Source organism: Actibacterium sp. D185-2 (assembly GCF_054954595.1).
On sequence record NZ_JBPWNX010000008.1, the window covers coordinates 1 to 17,310 of the forward strand.

A 17,310-nucleotide genomic window follows, 5' to 3' on the forward strand; every position below is an offset into this window, starting at 1 on the left:
AACAAATCACCAGGCGCGCGGCCTTCCATCAATCGGTCCAAGATGTCTTTATCGATGCTCATACGTGGGTCTCCTCTTCGAGCAGTTACCACGTCAGGGCACAAAATTCAGGATAGTCCCTGTCTTTCCAAAAAACTTCCATGGTCGCGTCGCAAGTTGCCATGCCCTGACATGTTCTGGCGGGTCCAGCCAGACCAGAGCATCTGCCTTTTCAACTGCTTGAAACAAAAGACTTGGACCGCCTTCAAGAATCCACATGGGTTTTCCGATTTCGATAGCAAGGGCAGCATCTATTTCTGCACGTGGCCTTTGTTCCCAGCCAGTTGTGAGTTTAATAGAATCGAATGAAAGCACCGGAACATCTGGGCGCACCGAAGCAAGCCTTGCCGCGAAGTGACTTTTGCCAACCCCATTTGCACCCGTGACTATAACCTTGTCCAAATCGCGCCCACTACCTTACTTCAATCCAGAGTAGAGTGCCTGAAATTACGTCTGGTGCCAATGACGGCTTTGTCCGCTTAGCGGACGTTTCCCTTCAAACCCAGCCCGCCACTTTTCCGACCTCACCCGTAATCGTCGTAATCATCCGCCACCGCGCGCAGCATGTCGGTCATCAGCGCCGAATCCGCGGATTGCACGCGGCTCCAGGTCGGGATGAACGGGCTGTCGGCGGGGCTGTCGAGGAAGATCTGACCGGCCGTCACGATGTTCTGGGCAAACAGCTCGATCATCTTTTCCTCCTGGTGGCGGTCGATATACAGGCCGTTCATCCGCGCGTCGCTGTTGTAGCATTCCAGCAGATCCAGCGCCGAGCGGTAGTAGGTGGCCTTGAGCGAGCGAAAGATTTCCTCGGAAAACACGGTGCCGTCGGTGGCCAGCTTGCGGTAGATCGACTTGGCGATGTCGATCGACATGCGCGACAGGCCCTTGCTGGCGTCCTCTTCCGATACGATCTGATGCTTGTGGTCGTAATTGTCCGAAATCTCGACCTGACAGACCGATTTCGGCGCCAGGTTGCGCCAGGCTTCGGACAGCACGCCGACCTCGAGCCCCCAGTCGGACGGGATGCGCAAATCGGCCAGCGGCGCGACGCGCATGGCGAATTCACCCGATAGCGGATAGCGGAAGGCCCGCAGAAAATCGAGATAGTCGCGATCCCCGACCACCTTCTTCAGCGCGATCAGAAGCGGGCTGACCAGCAGGCGGCTGACACGGCCGTTCAGCTTGCCCTCGCCGACGCGGGCATAATAGCCCTTGGCCAGCTGATAGGGGAAATTCGGATTGGCCAGCGGGTAAACCAGCCGGGCCAGCATGTCGCGGTGATAGGTGATGATGTCGCAGTCATGCAGGGCCACAACGGCGCTGTCCTTGCAGGCCAGGGTATAGCCCAGGCAGAACCAGACATTGCGGCCCTTGCCGGGTTCGCCGGCGTCCAGGCCCATATTGTCCAGCCGCTGATGAATGGCCTTCATGCGCGGGCTGTCGTTCCAGATCACCACATGATCCTGCGGCAGCCTGGCGAAGAATTCGCGCGCGTGGCGGTATTGTGCCTCGTCTGCGCGGTCCAGCCCGATCACGATCCGGTGCAGATAGGGCACCTGCGCCAGTTCCTCCAGGATGTTCGGAAGCGCCTCACCCTCCAGCTCGGAATAGAGCGAGGGCAGGATCAGGCTGATCTTGCGCGTTTGCGCGAAGGTGACCAGTTCATGCGACAGGGCCTCGGGGGTGGTGGTGCGCAGGTTATGCAGCGTCGCCACGTTTCCGTTTTGATGAAAATCCGCCAAGCTCTTCTCTCCTGCTTATAGCCCGTGTTCGACAATGATTGCCGACATGGCTTGGTTCCAACCTATCGGGCCGGGGGCCGTGGTGCGCCGTATTCGGCCCGCGCTTTCCCCCGCCAGTTCGGGCAGGGGCGCGCGGTGCGGATTGGCGACTATGACGCCAAGATCGGCCCGTTCCAGCATTTCCACGTCATTTGGCGCATCGCCCAGCGCGACCGAGAACGGGTTGCCGAAGCGCGCCAGCACCGCATCCATCTGCCCGGCCTTGGTGCCGCCGAAGGAAAGCGTCAGAAACCGGCCGCCTTCGCGCGCGTGAATGCCGCTTTTTTTCAGCGCGGCCAGAAACGCCTGTTTGCGGTCAGGGGGACCGGTCCACAGGCCCGGCTCTGAATACAGGCGCTGCGCGGCCAGCGCCGCGGTGTCGGGCGGCAGGCCGGTCTGTTCGGCGATCCCGTCCGGCCCCCAGTCGCCAAAGCCCTGATAGCCCTGCCGCAGCTCGGGCGGCAAAGCGTCCAGCGCGGCGCGCAGCGCGCCATAACGCCCGCCGGTCGTCGGCGCATCCGCACCGGCGTCCAGCAGGCCTGCGCCGTTTTCGACGATGGCGGGCACATGGGCAAAGCCAAGTGCGGCGCGCAGCGGCGCGATTTCGGCGGCGGTTTTCGAGCTGGCCAGAATCACGGGGACGCCAGCGGCGCGCAAACGGGCCAGTGCGGGACCGGCGGCGGCGTGGCTATAACTGTCATGATCCAGCAAGGTGCCGTCGAGATCGGTAAAGACGATCATGGGCGGACTGGGCATGGGCGACGATTCTCTGGCGTTCATTCCCGCCAGACTGCCACGGTTTTGGGCGGGGTGCACCCTATGGATGCGCAATTCCCGCTCTTGTTTCTGCGGGCGCGAAAAAACCAGATAGTCTGGGGGTGAATTTTGTGGAAGGTTGACGCCATCCAGAAAGGTCATCCTGCACATGTCGATCAAAGCCGCGATCCATCATCTGACGCATTACAAATACGACCGCCCCGTCACCCTGGGGCCACAGGTAATCCGGCTGCGTCCGGCGGCGCATAGCCGTACGCGGGTGATCTCGCATTCGCTGAAGGTCAGCCCGGCGGATCACTTCGTGAACTATCAGCAGGATCCCTATGGCAACTGGCTGGCGCGCTATGTGTTCCCCGAACCGGTGCGCGAACTGAAGATCGAGGTCGATCTGGTCGCGGACATGTCGGTCTACAACCCGTTCGATTTCTTTGTCGAAGACAGCGCCGAGCATTGGCCGTTCGACTATGCCAACGACATCCTGCCGGATCTGTCGATCTATCGCACCCCCGAACCCGCCGGTCTGGCGTTGCAGGCGTTTGTGGACTCGATCGACCGGAGCGAGCAGCGAACGGTGGATTTCCTGGTCGGTCTGAACGCGCGGATCGCGGATGAGACGGGTTATGTCATCCGGATGGAACCGGGCGTGCAGTCCCCGGACGAGACCCTGCATATCGGCAAGGGATCGTGCCGCGACTCTAGCTGGCTTTTGGTGCAGGTGCTGCGCCATCTGGGGATCGCCGCGCGCTTTGTGTCGGGTTATCTGATCCAGTTGAAACCCGACCTTGTCTCGCTCGACGGTCCGCCGGGCACCGATCACGATTTCACCGATCTGCATGCCTGGTGCGAGGCTTATGTCCCCGGCGCGGGCTGGATCGGGCTGGACCCGACCAGCGGCCTGTTGACCGGCGAAAGCCATATCCCGCTGGCCGCCACACCGCATTACCGCAATGCCGCCCCGATCTCGGGGCTGGCCAGCCCGGCCGAGGTCAGCTTCGACTTCGACATGACCGTGACCCGGGTGGCCGAGCATCCGCGCATCACCAAGCCGTTTTCCGACGACGCCTGGGACGCGCTGGACGCGCTGGGCCACAAGGTGGACAAGGCGCTGGCCGAGGGCGACGTGCGCCTGACCATGGGCGGCGAGCCGACCTTCGTATCGATCGACGATTTCGAGGCGGAGGAATGGAACACCGCCGCCGTCGGGCCGACCAAGCGGGACCGCGCCGATGTGCTGATCCGCCGTCTGCGCGAACGGTTCGCGCCGGGCGGGTTTCTGCATTACGGGCAGGGCAAGTGGTATCCGGGCGAAAGCCTGCCGCGCTGGACCTTCTCGCTGTACTGGCGCAAGGATGGTAAGCCGATCTGGAACAACCCCGATCTTGTCGCCCAGGAAGGTCAGCAGACGGGCGCCGATGCCGACAAGGCCGAAATGCTGATGCAGGACATCGCAGGCGAGCTGGGGCTGGCGCCGGACTATGTGGTTCCCGCATTCGAGGATCCGGCCGAATGGATCATCAAGGAAGGCAACCTGCCCGAAAACGTGACGCCCGAGAATTCCAAGCTGAAAGACCCCGAGGAACGGCACCGGATCGCGCGGGTCTTTGCGCGCGGGCTGACCGAGCCTTCGGGCTTTGTGCTGCCGGTGCAAAGCTGGCAGGCGCGGGCCAGCGGTCGGCGCTGGCGCTCGGAAAAATGGAAACTGCGGCGCGGGCATATTTTTCTGGTGCCGGGTGACAGCCCCGTGGGTTATCGTCTGCCGCTGGGTACGCTGCCGCATGTGCCTGCGTCCGAGTATCCCTATACCAACATCGCCGATCCGACCGAATCGCGCGGGCCGCTGCCCGACTTCAAGCCCGAAGAATTCGGCGGCCCGGAGATTTCCGCGGACCACACCCAGCGGGTGACCAAGGTTGAAGACGCCGAAGGCACCGCGCCGCAGGATGTGGTCGAGCAGGAGATCGGCATCATCGGCGGCGCAGTGCGCACCGCGATTTCCGTCGAGCCGCGCGACGGCCGGCTGTGCGTCTTCATGCCCCCGGTCGAGCGTATCGAGGATTATCTGGAACTGGTCGCCGCGGCCGAGGCGGCAGCCGCCCGGCAGGGCCTGCCGGTGCATATCGAAGGCTATTCGCCGCCGCATGATCCGCGCCTCAACGTGATCCGTGTGGCGCCCGACCCCGGTGTGATCGAGGTGAACATCCACCCCGCCGCCAACTGGGAAGAATGCAAGGCCACCACCGAAGCTGTGTACGAAGAGGCCCGCCAGTCGCGCCTTGGCGCCGACAAGTTCATGATCGACGGTCGCCATACCGGCACCGGGGGCGGCAACCATGTGGTGGTCGGCGGGGCCACGACGCTGGACAGCCCGATCCTGCGCCGCCCCGATCTGCTCAAAAGCCTGATCCTGCACTGGCAGCGGCACCCGTCGCTGTCCTATCTGTTTTCGGGCCTGTTCATCGGTCCGACCAGTCAGGCGCCGCGCCTCGACGAGGCCCGTCATGACAGCCTCTATGAACTGGAAATCGCCCTGGCGCAGATTCCCACACCACAGCAGGGCGTGCCGCCGATGCCGTGGCTGGTGGACCGGCTGCTGCGCAATATCCTGATCGACGTCACCGGCAACACCCACCGTGCCGAGATCTGCATCGACAAGCTGTATTCCCCCGACGGCCCCACCGGCCGGCTGGGCCTGATCGAGTTCCGCGGTTTCGAGATGCCGCCGAACCCGCGCATGAGCCTGGCGCAGCAGGTGCTGATCCGGGCGCTGATCGCGCGGATGTGGCAAAACCCGGTGCAGGGCCACCCGATCCGTTGGGGCACACGCCTGCATGACCGGTTCATGCTGCCGCATTTCATCTGGGAGGATTTCCTGGACGTGTTGCGCAACCTCAAGGAGCACGGGTTCGACCTGTCACCCGACTGGTTCAAGGCGCAGGCCGAGTTCCGCTTTCCGTTCTGCGGCGAGGTGGAATATGAAGGGGTGCATCTGGAAATCCGTCAGGCGCTGGAACCCTGGCATGTGCTGGGTGAAACCGGCGCGATCGGCGGCACGGTGCGCTATACCGACAGTTCGGTGGAACGGTTGCAGGTGCAACTTACCACCACCGACCCGGAACGCTATGTCGTGGCCTGCAACCAGCGCCGCGTGCCGCTGCAAAAGACCGAAACCGGCGGCGTGTCGGTGGGGGCGGTGCGGTTCAAGGCCTGGCAACCGCCCGAGGCACTGCACCCGGTTCTGCCGGTCAATGCGCCGCTGACCTTTGACATTTTCGACACCTGGACCGGCCATGCGCTGGGCGGTTGCGTCTATCATGTGGCCCATCCCGGCGGGCGCAGCTATGATACCTTCCCGGTCAATGGCAACGAGGCCGAGGCCCGCCGCCTGGCCCGGTTCGAGGCGCGCGGCCACACGCCGGGCACCTATCTGCCGCCCGCAGAGCAGCCGCATCGCGAGTTTCCGATGACGCTGGATCTGCGGCGCATGCCGGGGATCTGAGCCGGTGGAGGCGCGCGGCACGGATCGGGCGGGGGAGGCGCTGGCGACATTCCTGAAGGGATATCGCCCGCCAAAGGGCGTACCGGACGAGTTGATGCGCCCGGACGGGCAGGTGCGCCCGGTCTGGGCCGCCTTCATGCAGCGGCTGGCGCAGATCAGCGGCGAAGAGATGGCCCGCCGGATGGCGCGCGGCGATCAATATCTGCGCGATGCCGGTGTGTTCTATCGCCGCTACGGGCCGCAGGATACCGGCGGGCGGGCCTGGCCGCTCAGCCATATGCCGGTGCTGATCGACAAGGCCGAATGGCGCGAAATCGCCGCCGGCCTGTCCGAGCGCGCCGATCTGCTGGAAGCGGTGGCCGCCGATCTTTATGGCGACAACCGGCTGGTGGCCGAGGGGCACCTGCCGCCCGCGCTGGTCGCGCAGAACGCCGAATGGCTGCGCCCGCTGGTCGGGGTGCGGCCGCGGTCGGGGCATTTCCTGCATTTCATGGCCTTCGATATCGGGCGCGGGCCGCGCGGCGAATGGTGGGTGCTTGGCGACCGCACACAGGCCCCGTCGGGGGCGGGCTTTGCGCTGGAAAACCGGATCGCCACGGCGCGGGTCTATTCGGGGCTTTACGACAATGCCAATGTTACCCGGCTGGCCGGTTTCTTCCGCACCTTTCGCGACACGCTTCAGGGGCTGCGCGCGGATGAAAACAGCCGCGTCGGCATCCTGACGCCCGGCCCGATGAACGAGACGTATTTCGAGCATGCCTATATCGCCCGCTATCTGGGCTTCATGCTGCTGGAGGGCGAGGATCTGGCGGTGCGCAACGGCCAGCTCATGGTGCGCACCATCGACGGATTGCAGCCGATCACCGTGCTGTGGCGGCGGTTGGATGCGTCCTGGGCCGATCCGCTGGAATTGAACGAAGGCTCGCGGCTGGGGACGCCGGGGTTGTTGCGGGCGGTGCGCGACGGCAATGTGACCATGATCAACGCGCTGGGCGCGGGCGTGCTGGAAACCCGCGCCTTTCTGGCCTTCATGCCGCGCCTGTCCGAGGCGCTGATGGGGCGGCGGCTGCGGATGCCCAACATCGCCACCTGGTGGTGCGGCGGCGCCGAGGAGCGGGCCCATGTCGCGCGCAATGCCGACAGCATGACGATCAGCGCGGCCTATTCCACCGGGCTGGCCTTCGCCCCCGAGGATATGTTGGCCGGCGATCTGTCGCCGGATCAGATCGCCGACAGGATCGCGCGGGACGGCGCGCAATTGGTGGGGCAGCAGCAGGTGCAGCTATCGACCACCCCGGCCTTCGTGAACGGCAAGCTGCAGCCGCGCCCGATGAGCCTGCGGGTGTTCCTGGCGCGCACCCGCGACGGCTGGCAGGTGATGCCCGGCGGCTTTGCCCGGATCGGGCTGTCGGATGCCTCGACCGGGGTGGCGATGCAGAAGGGCGGGCTGGTGTCGGATGTCTGGGTCATCGGCGGCGCCACGTCCGACAGCGAAACCATGCTGCCGCGCGAGACCGAGCTGTTCGAGCGCGCCCAGCCCGGCGCGCTGCCCAGCCGGGCGGCGGACAATCTGTTCTGGCTGGGCCGTTATGTCGAGCGCACAGAGAACCTGCTGCGGCTGCTGCGCGCCTATCACGCCCGCCTGGCCGAAGCGGTCCGGCCCGACACGCCGCTTCTGGTGGCGCTGACCGGGCACATGGATGTGCGCGGCATCGACCCCGACATGCCGATCCCCGACGCCCTGACCGCGGCCATGTCGGCGGCGACCGGCAGCGCGGCCCATGTCAGCGACCGGTTTTCGGTCGACGGCTCGATGGCGCTGGGCGAGCTGATGGAAACCCTGCGCAGCCTTGAAGACAGCCTGCAGCCGGGCGACGATGCGGCCCGCGCCATGGGGCAGCTTTTGCGCAAGGTGTCGGGATTTTCGGGGCTGGTGCAGGACAACATGTACCGCTTTAACGGCTGGCGCTTTCTGTCGATCGGCCGGGCGCTGGAACGCGCGGGCAGCATGACCTCCAGCCTGCTGGCCTTCACCGGCGCGGAGGCGCCCGAGGGTGCGCAGGATCTGCTGCTGGAACTGGGCGACAGCACGATGAGCCACCGGCGCCGCTATTCGGTGACGGCGAACCGCGCCACGGTGCTGGATCTGATGGCGCTGGACGGGCTGAACCCGCGTTCCGTGCTGGCGCAGCTCAATGATATACAGGAGCATCTGCGCTTTCTGCCCGGCCCGGCGGATCACGGCCGGCTGTCGCCGCTGCAGCGCACCGTGCTGCGCATCCATACCGACCTTGCGCTGCAAAGCCCCGAAGAGATCGACACCGCGTTTCTGGAAAATCTGGGGGCGGGGATCGCCGATATGTCGGACCGGCTGGCCCAGGCGTATCTGAGGTAGGACAGCATGCTTTACGACATCCTGATGGAGATCGAATACAGCTATGGCAGCCCGGCCGCGTCGGGGCGGCATCTGTTGCGGCTGGTGCCTGCCGATCTGCCGGGCGAGCAGCGCCTGATCTCGGCCAGCCTGAAGATCGAGCCGCAGCCGGATGAATGGTTCGGGGACACCGATTTCTTTGCCAACAGCACCAACGAGGTGGCCTTTGCCGCGCCGCACAAGACCACGCTGTTTCAGGTTCAGGCCCGGGTCGATCTGATCGCACAGGGCCGGTTGCTGGACATGTCGCCCCGGCTGTCCGACCTGGGGCACGAGGTCGAGGCGTTTCACGGGCTGGACCCGATCGCGCCGCATCATTTTCTGGGGCCCTCGCCCCGGATCGTGCCCGATGCACCGATGGCCGAGTATGCGCAGGCCGAAACCGCGCAGGCGGTCACCTCGCTCGAGGTGGTCGAGGCGCTGGGCCTGGCCCTGCACCGCGACATGGCCTTCGACGCCGATGCCACCACGGTCGACACCTCGGCGCGCGAGGCTTTCGAGAACCGGCACGGCGTCTGTCAGGATTTCACCCATGTGATGATCACCTGCCTGCGCAGCCTGGGCGTTCCCGCCGGCTATGTCAGCGGCTTTCTGCGGACCGTCCCGCCCGAGGGCAAGCCGCGGCTGGAAGGGGCGGATGCGATGCATGCCTGGGTGCGTGCCTGGTGCGGGTTCGAAATGGGCTGGGTCGAATACGACCCCACCAATGCGGTCTTCGCCACCACCGATCACATCGTGATCGCGCGCGGCCGCGACTATGCGGACGTGGCGCCGGTGAAGGGCGTACTGCGCACCTCGGGGGCGCATACCAGCCGACAATCCGTGGATGTGGTGCCGCTGGGCTGATCAGCCCTTTTGTGAAAACGGGTCAGCCGGGGTGTGCAGCCGCAGGTGCCGCATGAAGGCCCGCGCGATGCGGGGCAGGGGGCGCTGATCCGAAACCGCGAAATAGCTGCGATACTGGATCGGCGAGGCGAAGGGCCGGAACACCATGTCGCGGGCGCGGTAGTGATAGACCGGAAACGGGTTCGCGACGGTCAGGCCCAGCCCTTCCTTTGCCAGATCGATCGCCGCGAAAGAGGTGGAAACCTCGGCCACGATCTCGGGCCGCGCGCCGGCCTCGTGCAGCAGCTTGTCAAGCTGCGCGCGCCGGGCGTGGCGGTGGGTATTGGCCACCAGCCGTTGATCATGCAGATCGGCGGGGTGGATTACCGCGTTGCCGGCCAGCGGATGATCGACGTTCATCGCACAGACCGCGGTGGACACCCGGTAAGGGATCAGGCGCACGCCCGAGCGCGACAGTTCCACCCCGATCAGACCCAGATCGAAGCGATCCTCCAGAATGCCGCGGATCACCTCGTCCGAGGTGTTGACCTCGAAGCTGACGAAGAAATGCGGATTGGCCTGCAGAAAGCCGGTCACCATCGACACCAGAAAGCGGTGCGCATAGGTGGGCGGCGCGATCAGGCGCAGGCTTTCGCGCACCGGCGCGGCCGGGCCGTCGATCCGGTCAAGCGCGTCGAACAGCGGATCCAGCCGGCTGTTCAGGCGCACCGCGTCCTCGGTCGGGCGCAGACGGCCGGACTCGCGCTCGAACAGGGTGCGCCCGGTCCGGGCCTCCAGCGTGCCGATGGCGCGGCTGATCGCCGATTGGGTCAGGCCCAGCCGGCGCGCGGCCGCGGTGGTCGTGCCGCCCTCCATCAACGCGCGCAGCGCCTGATATTCCGACAGGCTGTGCCCCGATTTCCGTGCCATTTCGCCCTGTCAATTTTTGTTCATACACAAATGAGTAATAATCATGGATTTTCGACTCGTCCATGAGGCTTTTTGCAGTAGCATTCTGGTCAGGCTTTGTGCCCTTTCCAAAAGATTCCGTCACATGAGGTCAACATGACCGGACCGACCGCCCCCGCCATCTTTGATGGTCACAACGATGTGTTGTCGAAACTTTACCGCGCCGGTGGTGTCGGGCAGGCCGAAACCTTCCTGACCGGGCGCGGCGGGCATATCGACGGTGAGAAATCCCGCGCCGGTGGCTTCGGCGGCGGTTTCTTCGCGATCTATATTCCGTCGCCCATCGATCTTGCCCTCAAGTTCGATGAAATGACCAAGTCGCAATACGACCTGCCGCTGCCCGAACCGATCGAATGGGAAGACGCGCTGCCGGTGGCACTGACCCAGGCCGCGACGCTGTTCCGCTTGCAGGAACTGGGCGCGCTGAAGGTCTGCCGCACCGCCGCCGATATCCGCGCCTGTCTGGACAGCGACACCATCGCCGCGATCCTGCATATCGAAGGGGCCGAGGCGATCGATCCCGATCTGCATACGCTGGAGCTGCTGTATCAGGCCGGGCTGCGTTCGCTCGGGCCGGTCTGGAGCCGCCCGACGATTTTCGGCCATGGCGTGCCGTTCCGTTTTCCCAGCACCGGCGATATCGGCACCGGGCTGACCGATCACGGGGTCCGGCTGGTGCGGCGCTGCAACGAGCTGGGCATCATGCTGGATCTGTCGCATCTGAACGAGGCCGGGTTTTGGGACGTGGCGCGCCACAGCACGGCGCCGCTGGTGGCGACCCATTCGAACGCCTATGCGATTTGTCCGCATTCGCGTAACCTGACCGACAAACAGCTTGCTGCCATAAAAGACAGCGATGGCATGGTCGGATTGAATTTCGCGGTGGCCTTTCTGCGCGATGACGGCCGGATGCTGGACACGGGCCTTGACCAGATGCTGCGGCATCTGGACCATCTGATCGAGCATCTGGGCGAAGATCGTGTCGGTCTGGGATCCGATTTCGACGGGGCCGAGATCCCGTCGCAAATCGGGACCGCGGCAGGGTTGCCCGCCCTCAGACAGGCAATGGCGGAGCATGGGTATGACGATACGCTGATCACCAAGCTGTGCCACGCGAACTGGTTGCGCGTACTGGAAAAAACCTGGGGGGCATAAGACCCCATACCGCGCGGCTGAATAATTGAACCAACAGGAGAGACAGAGAGACATGACTATGATCACCAAGCTTCTTTCAGGGGCCGCGATCGGCCTTGCTCTGGGCATGACGGCCCTGCCGGTGCTGGCGGAAACGCCGGACAACATGCTGGTCATCGCCAACCGGCTTGACGACATCACCACGCTGGACCCGGCCGAAAGCTTCGAATTCGCCGGTGCAGATGTCAGCCGCAATGTCTATGGCAAGCTGGTCAATTTCGATCCGATGGATCTGGACGCGGGCTATGGCCCCGATCTGGCCGAAAGCTGGACCGTGTCCGAGGATGGCAAGACCATCACCTTCACCATGCGCGACGGTGTGAAGTTCCATTCGGGCAACCCGGTCACCGCCGAGGACGCCGAGTTTTCGCTGCGTCGCGCGGTGACCCTGAACAAGACGCCCAGCTTCATCCTGACGCAGTTCGGCTTTACCCCCGAGAATGTGGAAGAAACCATCGTCGCCGATGGCAACACCCTGACCATCACCACCAACAAGCGCTATGCCACCTCGTTTGTGCTGAACTGTCTGACCGCCACCATCGGTGGCATCGTCGACAAGAAGCTGGTGATGGAGAACGAGGTCGACGGCGATTTGGGCAACACCTGGCTGAAGACCAACACCGCCGGTTCGGGCGCCTACAAGCTGCAAAGCTGGAAGCCGAATGAATCGGTCACGCTGGTGTCCAACCCCGATTTCTATCTGGGCGCCCCGGCGATGGAGCGCGTGATCGTGCGCCATGTGCAGGAAAGTGCCACCCAGCGGCTGATGCTGGAAAAAGGCGATATCGACGTGGCCCGCAACCTGAACCCCGAAGACATCAAGGGGATCACCGGCGCCGACGATATCGAGGTGGCAAGCGAGTTGCGCGGCCGTTTGATGTATTTCTCGGCCAACATGAAGCACCCGGTACTGTCAAAGCCCGAAGTGCTGACCGCGCTGAAATATCTGGTCGATTACGAAGGCATGCAAGACAGCTTCCTGACGGGCCAGTGGACGGTGCATCAGAACTTCCTGCCGGCGACCTATCTGGGGGCCATCGACGATGCGCCCTATTCGCTGAATGTCGAAAAGGCCAAGGAACTGCTGGCCTCGGCCGGTGTGGAAAACCTGGAAATCACCGCCGGTGTGCGTGAAGCGCAGGAGCGCCTGGAAATCGCGCAGACGCTGCAGAACACCTTTGCCCAGGCCGGGATCACGCTGAACCTGGAGATCGGTACCGGCAAGCAGATCCTCAGCAAATACCGCGCGCGCGAACTGGACCTCTATATCGGCGCCTGGGGCCCGGACTATCCCGATCCGCAAACCAATGCCGGCACCTTCGCCTATAATCCCGACAACTCGGACGAGGCAGGCGCGACCGGCCTTCTGGCCTGGCGCAACGCCTGGGACACCGGCGGGCTGACCGAAAAGGTCGAGGCCGCCGTGGTCGAAGGTGACCTTGAGGCGCGCAAGGCGATGTATGAGGACATGCAGCGCGAATTCCTCAAAATCTCGCCCTTCGGCATCATGTTCCAGAAGATCGAGCAGATGGGCATGAACGACGACGTCGAGCATCTGAACCTCGGCGGCGCGATCACGGCCGTATCCTACTGGCCCGTGACCAAGTAATGGCGCTGAGCGAAAACCAAGGGGAGGGGCGGCAGCGGCTGCCTCTTCCGACCTGGCTGAAGTCGCTGCTGGTTACGCTGGCCTCTGTCGCGATGACGATGCTGGGCCTGCTGTTCGTGACCTTTGTCATCGGGCGGGTCATGCCGATCGACCCGGTGCTGTCAATCGTGGGCGAAAGCGCGACCAAGGCCACCTATGACGACGCGCGCGCGGCGATGGGTCTGGACAAGCCGCTGATCGTGCAGTTCGGCTATTACCTTTGGGACGTGCTGCATGGCGATTTCGGCAACTCGCTGCTGACGTCGCGGCCGGTGTCGGACGATATCAGGCGGGTGTTTCCCGCCACGCTTGAACTTGCCACGCTGGGGACGCTGATCGGGATTTTCCTGGGCGTACCGTTGGGCGTGCTGGCCGCGGTCAAGCGCGGCTCGTGGATCGACCAGATCGCCCGCGTCGTGGCGCTGGTGGGCTATTCGATGCCGATTTTCTGGCTTGGCCTTATGGGGCTGCTGATCTTTTATGGAATTCTGGGTTGGGTCGGCGGGCCGGGGCGGCTGGATATCTTCTATGAGGATGTCGTGCCCACCCGCACCGGCATGATCCTGCTGGACAGCGCGATCGCCGGTGACTGGTCGGTGTTTCGCAACGCGCTGAGCCATATCATCCTGCCCGCGTCGCTGCTGGGCTATTACAGTCTGGCCTATATCAGCCGCATGACACGGTCATTCATGCTGGAACAGATGAGCGCCGAGTACATCACCACCGCGCGGGTCAAGGGCCTGTCCGAACGCGCCGTGATCTGGCGCCATGCCTTCGGCAACATCCTGGTGCAGCTGATCACCGTGATCGCCCTGAGTTATGCCAACCTGCTGGAAGGGTCCGTTCTGACCGAAATCATCTTTTCGTGGCCGGGGATCGGCTCGTACATCACCACGGCGCTGTTATCGGCGGATATGAACGCCGTTCTGGGCGGCACCGTCACGGTTGGGCTGATCTTCGTTCTGCTGAACGTGTTTTCCGATCTGCTTTACCGCTTCTTCGACCCGAGGGCCAAATGAGCGAGACATATCCGACATTGCGCGACTGGCTTTTGACAGATTCGCCCACCTCGCGCCGTCATGCGCGGCTGGCCTCTGCCTATCAGGGCTGGCTGGCGTTTCGCGGCAACCCGATGGCGATGTTCGGGCTGGCGATCCTGGTGTTCTTGCTGCTGGTCGCGGCCTTCGCGCCGCTGCTGGCGCCGCAGGATCCGTTCGTGCAGAACCTGGCCAACCGCCTGAAACCGATCGGCGCCGAGGGGCATGTGCTGGGCACGGATTCGCTGGGCCGGGATCTGCTGTCGCGGCTGATCTATGGATCGCGGATCACGCTTTATATCGTGGCGCTGGTGGCGCTGATCGCGCCGCTGGTGGGGCTGCTGATGGGCACGGTTTCGGGCTATGCCGGCGGCTGGATCGACATGATCCTGATGCGGATCACCGATATCTTTCTGGCGTTTCCGCGGCTGGTTCTGGCGTTGGCCTTCGTCGCCGCGCTGGGTGCGGGGATCGAGAACGCGGTGCTGGCGATTTCGCTGACCGCCTGGCCGCCCTATGCGCGGATCGCGCGGGCCGAAACCCTGACCATCCGCAATTCCGACTATATCAGCGCGGTGCGCCTGCAGGGCGCCAGGCCGCTGCGGATCATCACAAAGCATATATGGCCGCTGTGCATCTCGTCGCTGATCGTGCGGGTGACGCTGGACATGGCCGGGATCATTCTGGCCGCCGCCGGGCTTGGCTTTCTGGGGCTCGGCGCGCAGCCGCCCAGCCCGGAATGGGGCGCGATGATTTCCGAGGGGCGCCGGTTTATCCTGGATCACTGGTGGGTGGCCACCGTGCCGGGGCTGGCGATCTTTACCGTATCGCTGGCGTTCAACCTGCTGGGCGATGGCCTGCGCGACGTGCTTGACCCGAAGGACGAGAAATGACCAACCTTCTGGAAGTTGAAAACCTTTGGGTCCGCTTTCCCACCCGCAACGGCGTGTTCGACGCGGTGCGCGGTGTGTCGTTCAATCTGGGGCGCGAGCGGCTGGGCATCGTCGGCGAAAGCGGGTCGGGCAAGTCGATGACCGGCCGGGCGATCCTGCGGCTGATCCGCCCGCCGGGGCAGGTGACGGCCGACCGGATCGCACTGGCCGGTGAGGATCTGCTGGCCAAATCCGAGCGCGAGATGCGCGCGGTGCGCGGCCAGCGGATTTCGATGGTGATGCAGGACCCCAAATTCTCGCTCAACCCGGTGATGACCGTGGGCGACCAGATCATGGAGGCCTATCAGCTGCATTCGCGCGCGGGCCGCGCCCAGGCGCGCCAAAAGGCGCTGGAAATGCTGGAGGCCGTGTCGATCCGCGATCCCGAACGGGTGATGCGCGCCTATCCGCACGAGATGTCAGGCGGCATGGGCCAGCGCATCATGATCGCGATGATGCTGATCCCGGATCCCGAAATCCTGATCGCGGACGAACCCACCTCGGCGCTGGATGTGTCGGTACAGGGCCAGGTTCTGCAGATCATGGACAAGCTGGTGCAGGAACGCGGCATGGGGCTGATCTTCATCAGCCACGACCTGAATCTGGTGGCGCAGTTCTGTGACCGGGTGCTGATCATGTATGCGGGCCGCGTGGTGGAAACCTGCGACGCCGCCAAGCTGCACGAGGCGACGCACCCCTATACCCGCGGGCTGCTGAATTCGCTGCCGCGGCTGGATGCGCCAAAACGCCGGCTGGACGTGCTGCAGCGCGATCCGGCCTGGGCCGCGGCGCCCAGCGTGGGGCCGGCGGCATGAGCGCGCTGAGTTTCGAGAACCTGAATGTCTGGTTCGGCGCGGGCCGCGACCGGGTGAATGCCGTCAAGGGCGCGACCTTCGAGGTGGCGACCGGCGAAAGTTTCGGCCTGGTCGGCGAAAGTGGGTCCGGCAAATCGACCATCATGCGCGCGCTGACCGGGCTTGCGCCGAACTGGTCGGGCCGGATGGAGGTCAATGGCCGCCCCGTCGGCCGCACCCGCGACAAGTCTTTTTACAAGACTGTGCAGATGGTGTTTCAGGATCCCTATGCCTCGCTCCATCCGCGTCATTCGGTGGATCAGGTGTTAAGCGAAACGCTGTATCTGCATGGTTTCACCGATGTGGAAAGCCGGATCGAGCGACTGCTGACGGATGTCGGGCTTGGCCCGTCGTTCCGGTTCCGCTATCCGCATCAGTTGTCGGGCGGGCAGCGTCAGCGGGTGGCGATCGCGCGGGCCCTGGCGCCGGAACCCTCGATCCTGCTGCTGGACGAACCCACCTCGGCGCTGGACGTGTCGGTGCAGGCCGAGATTCTGAATCTGCTGACCGATCTGCGTACCGAACACAATCTGACCTTCCTGATGGTGTCGCATGACCTGTCGGTGGTGGGCCATATGTGCGAACGCATCGCGGTGATGAAGGACGGCGAGATCGTCGAGGTGATGAGCGTCGAGGACATGCGCGCGATGTCGCCGCAGCACCCCTATACGCAGCATCTGCTGAAGGCCTCGCTGGGCTATTACCGGGACGAGCCGGTGGCCGCGCTTTAGATCGCGGCCGCGGTCACCTCGACCTCGACCTTGAACTCGGGTCGGGTGAATCCCGACACGATCACCAGGGTCGAGGCCGGCGGGTCCGCCGCCTGCGCCAGCCAGGCATCGCGGGCCTGCATATACCCCGCCATATGCGCCCGGTCGGTGACGAAGGCATTGATGCGGATCACATCCGCCGGGCCCATTCCGGCCTCGGCCAGGATCGCCGCGATGTTTTCGAAACATTGTTCAGCCTGCGCCTGCGCGCCCTCGGCCACGGTGTCGTCGGGGCGCACCCCAAGCTGCCCCGAGGTGACCACCAACCGCGCCCCGGCGGGGACCTCGACGCCATGGGAATAGCGCGCGAAAGGGGGCCGGATCGAGGTGGGGGAAAGGGGGGGCATGGGAATCTCCTGCAGTACGTTACCGGCCGATGGTGCAGGGGCTGTGGGGCGGCTGTAAATCCCGCCAGCCGCGTCTGCGCCGCAACGAACAACAACTGCGCGTCTTCCGGGAAAACCCGCCGCATTTTTGAGCAATTGATCAAAATATGAGTCTGCGAGTGCATGTTGACTGGCGAAGCGATCGCCCCGAACACTAGCGTCTAG

The 17,310-nt window shown here is 64.3% G+C and carries 14 protein-coding genes; 9 read left to right on the forward strand and 5 right to left on the reverse strand.

The features are described from left to right. Positions 1 to 93: 93 nt before the first annotated feature. The 3 genes from ACSR1C_RS13430 to ACSR1C_RS13440 all read right to left on the reverse strand — a co-directional run bounded on the left by ACSR1C_RS13430 (position 94) and on the right by ACSR1C_RS13440 (position 2,579). The gene (locus ACSR1C_RS13430) at positions 94 to 441 is read right to left on the reverse strand and encodes a P-loop NTPase family protein (protein WP_460260015.1); all 348 of its coding nucleotides are present in this window, start codon (positions 439 to 441) and stop codon (positions 94 to 96) included. Between the two features lie 122 nt (positions 442 to 563). After that, positions 564 to 1,784: a glycosyltransferase family protein gene (locus tag ACSR1C_RS13435; RefSeq protein ID WP_460260014.1), complete on the reverse strand. Its 1,221-nt coding sequence runs from the start codon at positions 1,782 to 1,784 to the stop codon at positions 564 to 566. A gap of 15 nt (positions 1,785 to 1,799) precedes the next feature. Beyond that, positions 1,800 to 2,579 carry an HAD-IIB family hydrolase gene (locus ACSR1C_RS13440; RefSeq protein WP_460260013.1) on the reverse strand — a complete coding sequence of 260 codons (780 nt, stop codon included), beginning with the start codon at positions 2,577 to 2,579 and terminating at the stop codon, positions 1,800 to 1,802. Positions 2,580 to 2,748: 169 nt separating this feature from the next. Between ACSR1C_RS13440 and ACSR1C_RS13445 the strand changes: the two genes are divergently transcribed. The 3 genes from ACSR1C_RS13445 to ACSR1C_RS13455 are packed head-to-tail and all read left to right on the forward strand — an operon-like array spanning position 2,749 to position 9,376. Further along, positions 2,749 to 6,096 carry a transglutaminase family protein gene (locus ACSR1C_RS13445; protein WP_460260012.1) on the forward strand — a complete coding sequence of 1,116 codons (3,348 nt, stop codon included), beginning with the start codon at positions 2,749 to 2,751 and terminating at the stop codon, positions 6,094 to 6,096. Between the two features lie 4 nt (positions 6,097 to 6,100). Further along, complete coding sequence (locus ACSR1C_RS13450) at positions 6,101 to 8,491, forward strand: circularly permuted type 2 ATP-grasp protein (RefSeq protein WP_460260011.1); 2,391 nt, start codon at positions 6,101 to 6,103, stop codon at positions 8,489 to 8,491. Positions 8,492 to 8,497: 6 nt separating this feature from the next. Next, positions 8,498 to 9,376, forward strand: coding sequence for a transglutaminase family protein (locus ACSR1C_RS13455; RefSeq protein WP_460260010.1), 879 nt, complete (start codon positions 8,498 to 8,500; stop codon positions 9,374 to 9,376). Here the strand turns inward: ACSR1C_RS13455 and ACSR1C_RS13460 are convergent, their stop codons facing one another. Then, positions 9,377 to 10,285, reverse strand: coding sequence for a LysR family transcriptional regulator (locus tag ACSR1C_RS13460; protein WP_460260009.1), 909 nt, complete (start codon positions 10,283 to 10,285; stop codon positions 9,377 to 9,379). A 135-nt stretch (positions 10,286 to 10,420) separates the two neighbouring features. Between ACSR1C_RS13460 and ACSR1C_RS13465 the strand changes: the two genes are divergently transcribed. The 6 genes from ACSR1C_RS13465 to ACSR1C_RS13490 are packed head-to-tail and all read left to right on the forward strand — an operon-like array spanning position 10,421 to position 16,720. Beyond that, a complete protein-coding gene (locus ACSR1C_RS13465) occupies positions 10,421 to 11,479 on the forward strand; it encodes a dipeptidase (RefSeq protein ID WP_460260008.1) in 1,059 nt (352 codons plus the stop codon). A gap of 52 nt (positions 11,480 to 11,531) precedes the next feature. Continuing rightward, the gene (locus tag ACSR1C_RS13470; protein ID WP_460260007.1) at positions 11,532 to 13,127 is read left to right on the forward strand and encodes an ABC transporter substrate-binding protein; all 1,596 of its coding nucleotides are present in this window, start codon (positions 11,532 to 11,534) and stop codon (positions 13,125 to 13,127) included. Further along, the gene (locus ACSR1C_RS13475) at positions 13,127 to 14,185 is read left to right on the forward strand and encodes an ABC transporter permease (RefSeq protein WP_460260006.1); all 1,059 of its coding nucleotides are present in this window, start codon (positions 13,127 to 13,129) and stop codon (positions 14,183 to 14,185) included. Before ACSR1C_RS13470 ends, ACSR1C_RS13475 begins: the two co-directional genes overlap by 1 nt. Next, positions 14,182 to 15,096 carry a nickel transporter permease gene (gene nikC, locus ACSR1C_RS13480; RefSeq protein ID WP_460260005.1) on the forward strand — a complete coding sequence of 305 codons (915 nt, stop codon included), beginning with the start codon at positions 14,182 to 14,184 and terminating at the stop codon, positions 15,094 to 15,096. The genes ACSR1C_RS13475 and nikC overlap by 4 nt, the downstream gene beginning before the upstream one ends. Then, positions 15,093 to 15,950, forward strand: a complete 858-nt coding sequence (locus ACSR1C_RS13485) for an ABC transporter ATP-binding protein (RefSeq protein WP_460260004.1) — start codon at positions 15,093 to 15,095, stop codon at positions 15,948 to 15,950. Before nikC ends, ACSR1C_RS13485 begins: the two co-directional genes overlap by 4 nt. Then, complete coding sequence (locus ACSR1C_RS13490; protein WP_460260003.1) at positions 15,947 to 16,720, forward strand: ABC transporter ATP-binding protein; 774 nt, start codon at positions 15,947 to 15,949, stop codon at positions 16,718 to 16,720. Before ACSR1C_RS13485 ends, ACSR1C_RS13490 begins: the two co-directional genes overlap by 4 nt. On the opposite strand, the gene ACSR1C_RS13495 is transcribed toward ACSR1C_RS13490, so the two are convergent. Next, positions 16,717 to 17,106: a RidA family protein gene (locus tag ACSR1C_RS13495; protein WP_460260002.1), complete on the reverse strand. Its 390-nt coding sequence runs from the start codon at positions 17,104 to 17,106 to the stop codon at positions 16,717 to 16,719. The two genes, ACSR1C_RS13490 and ACSR1C_RS13495, sit on opposite strands and share 4 nt — an antisense overlap. Positions 17,107 to 17,310 lie beyond the last annotated feature (204 nt).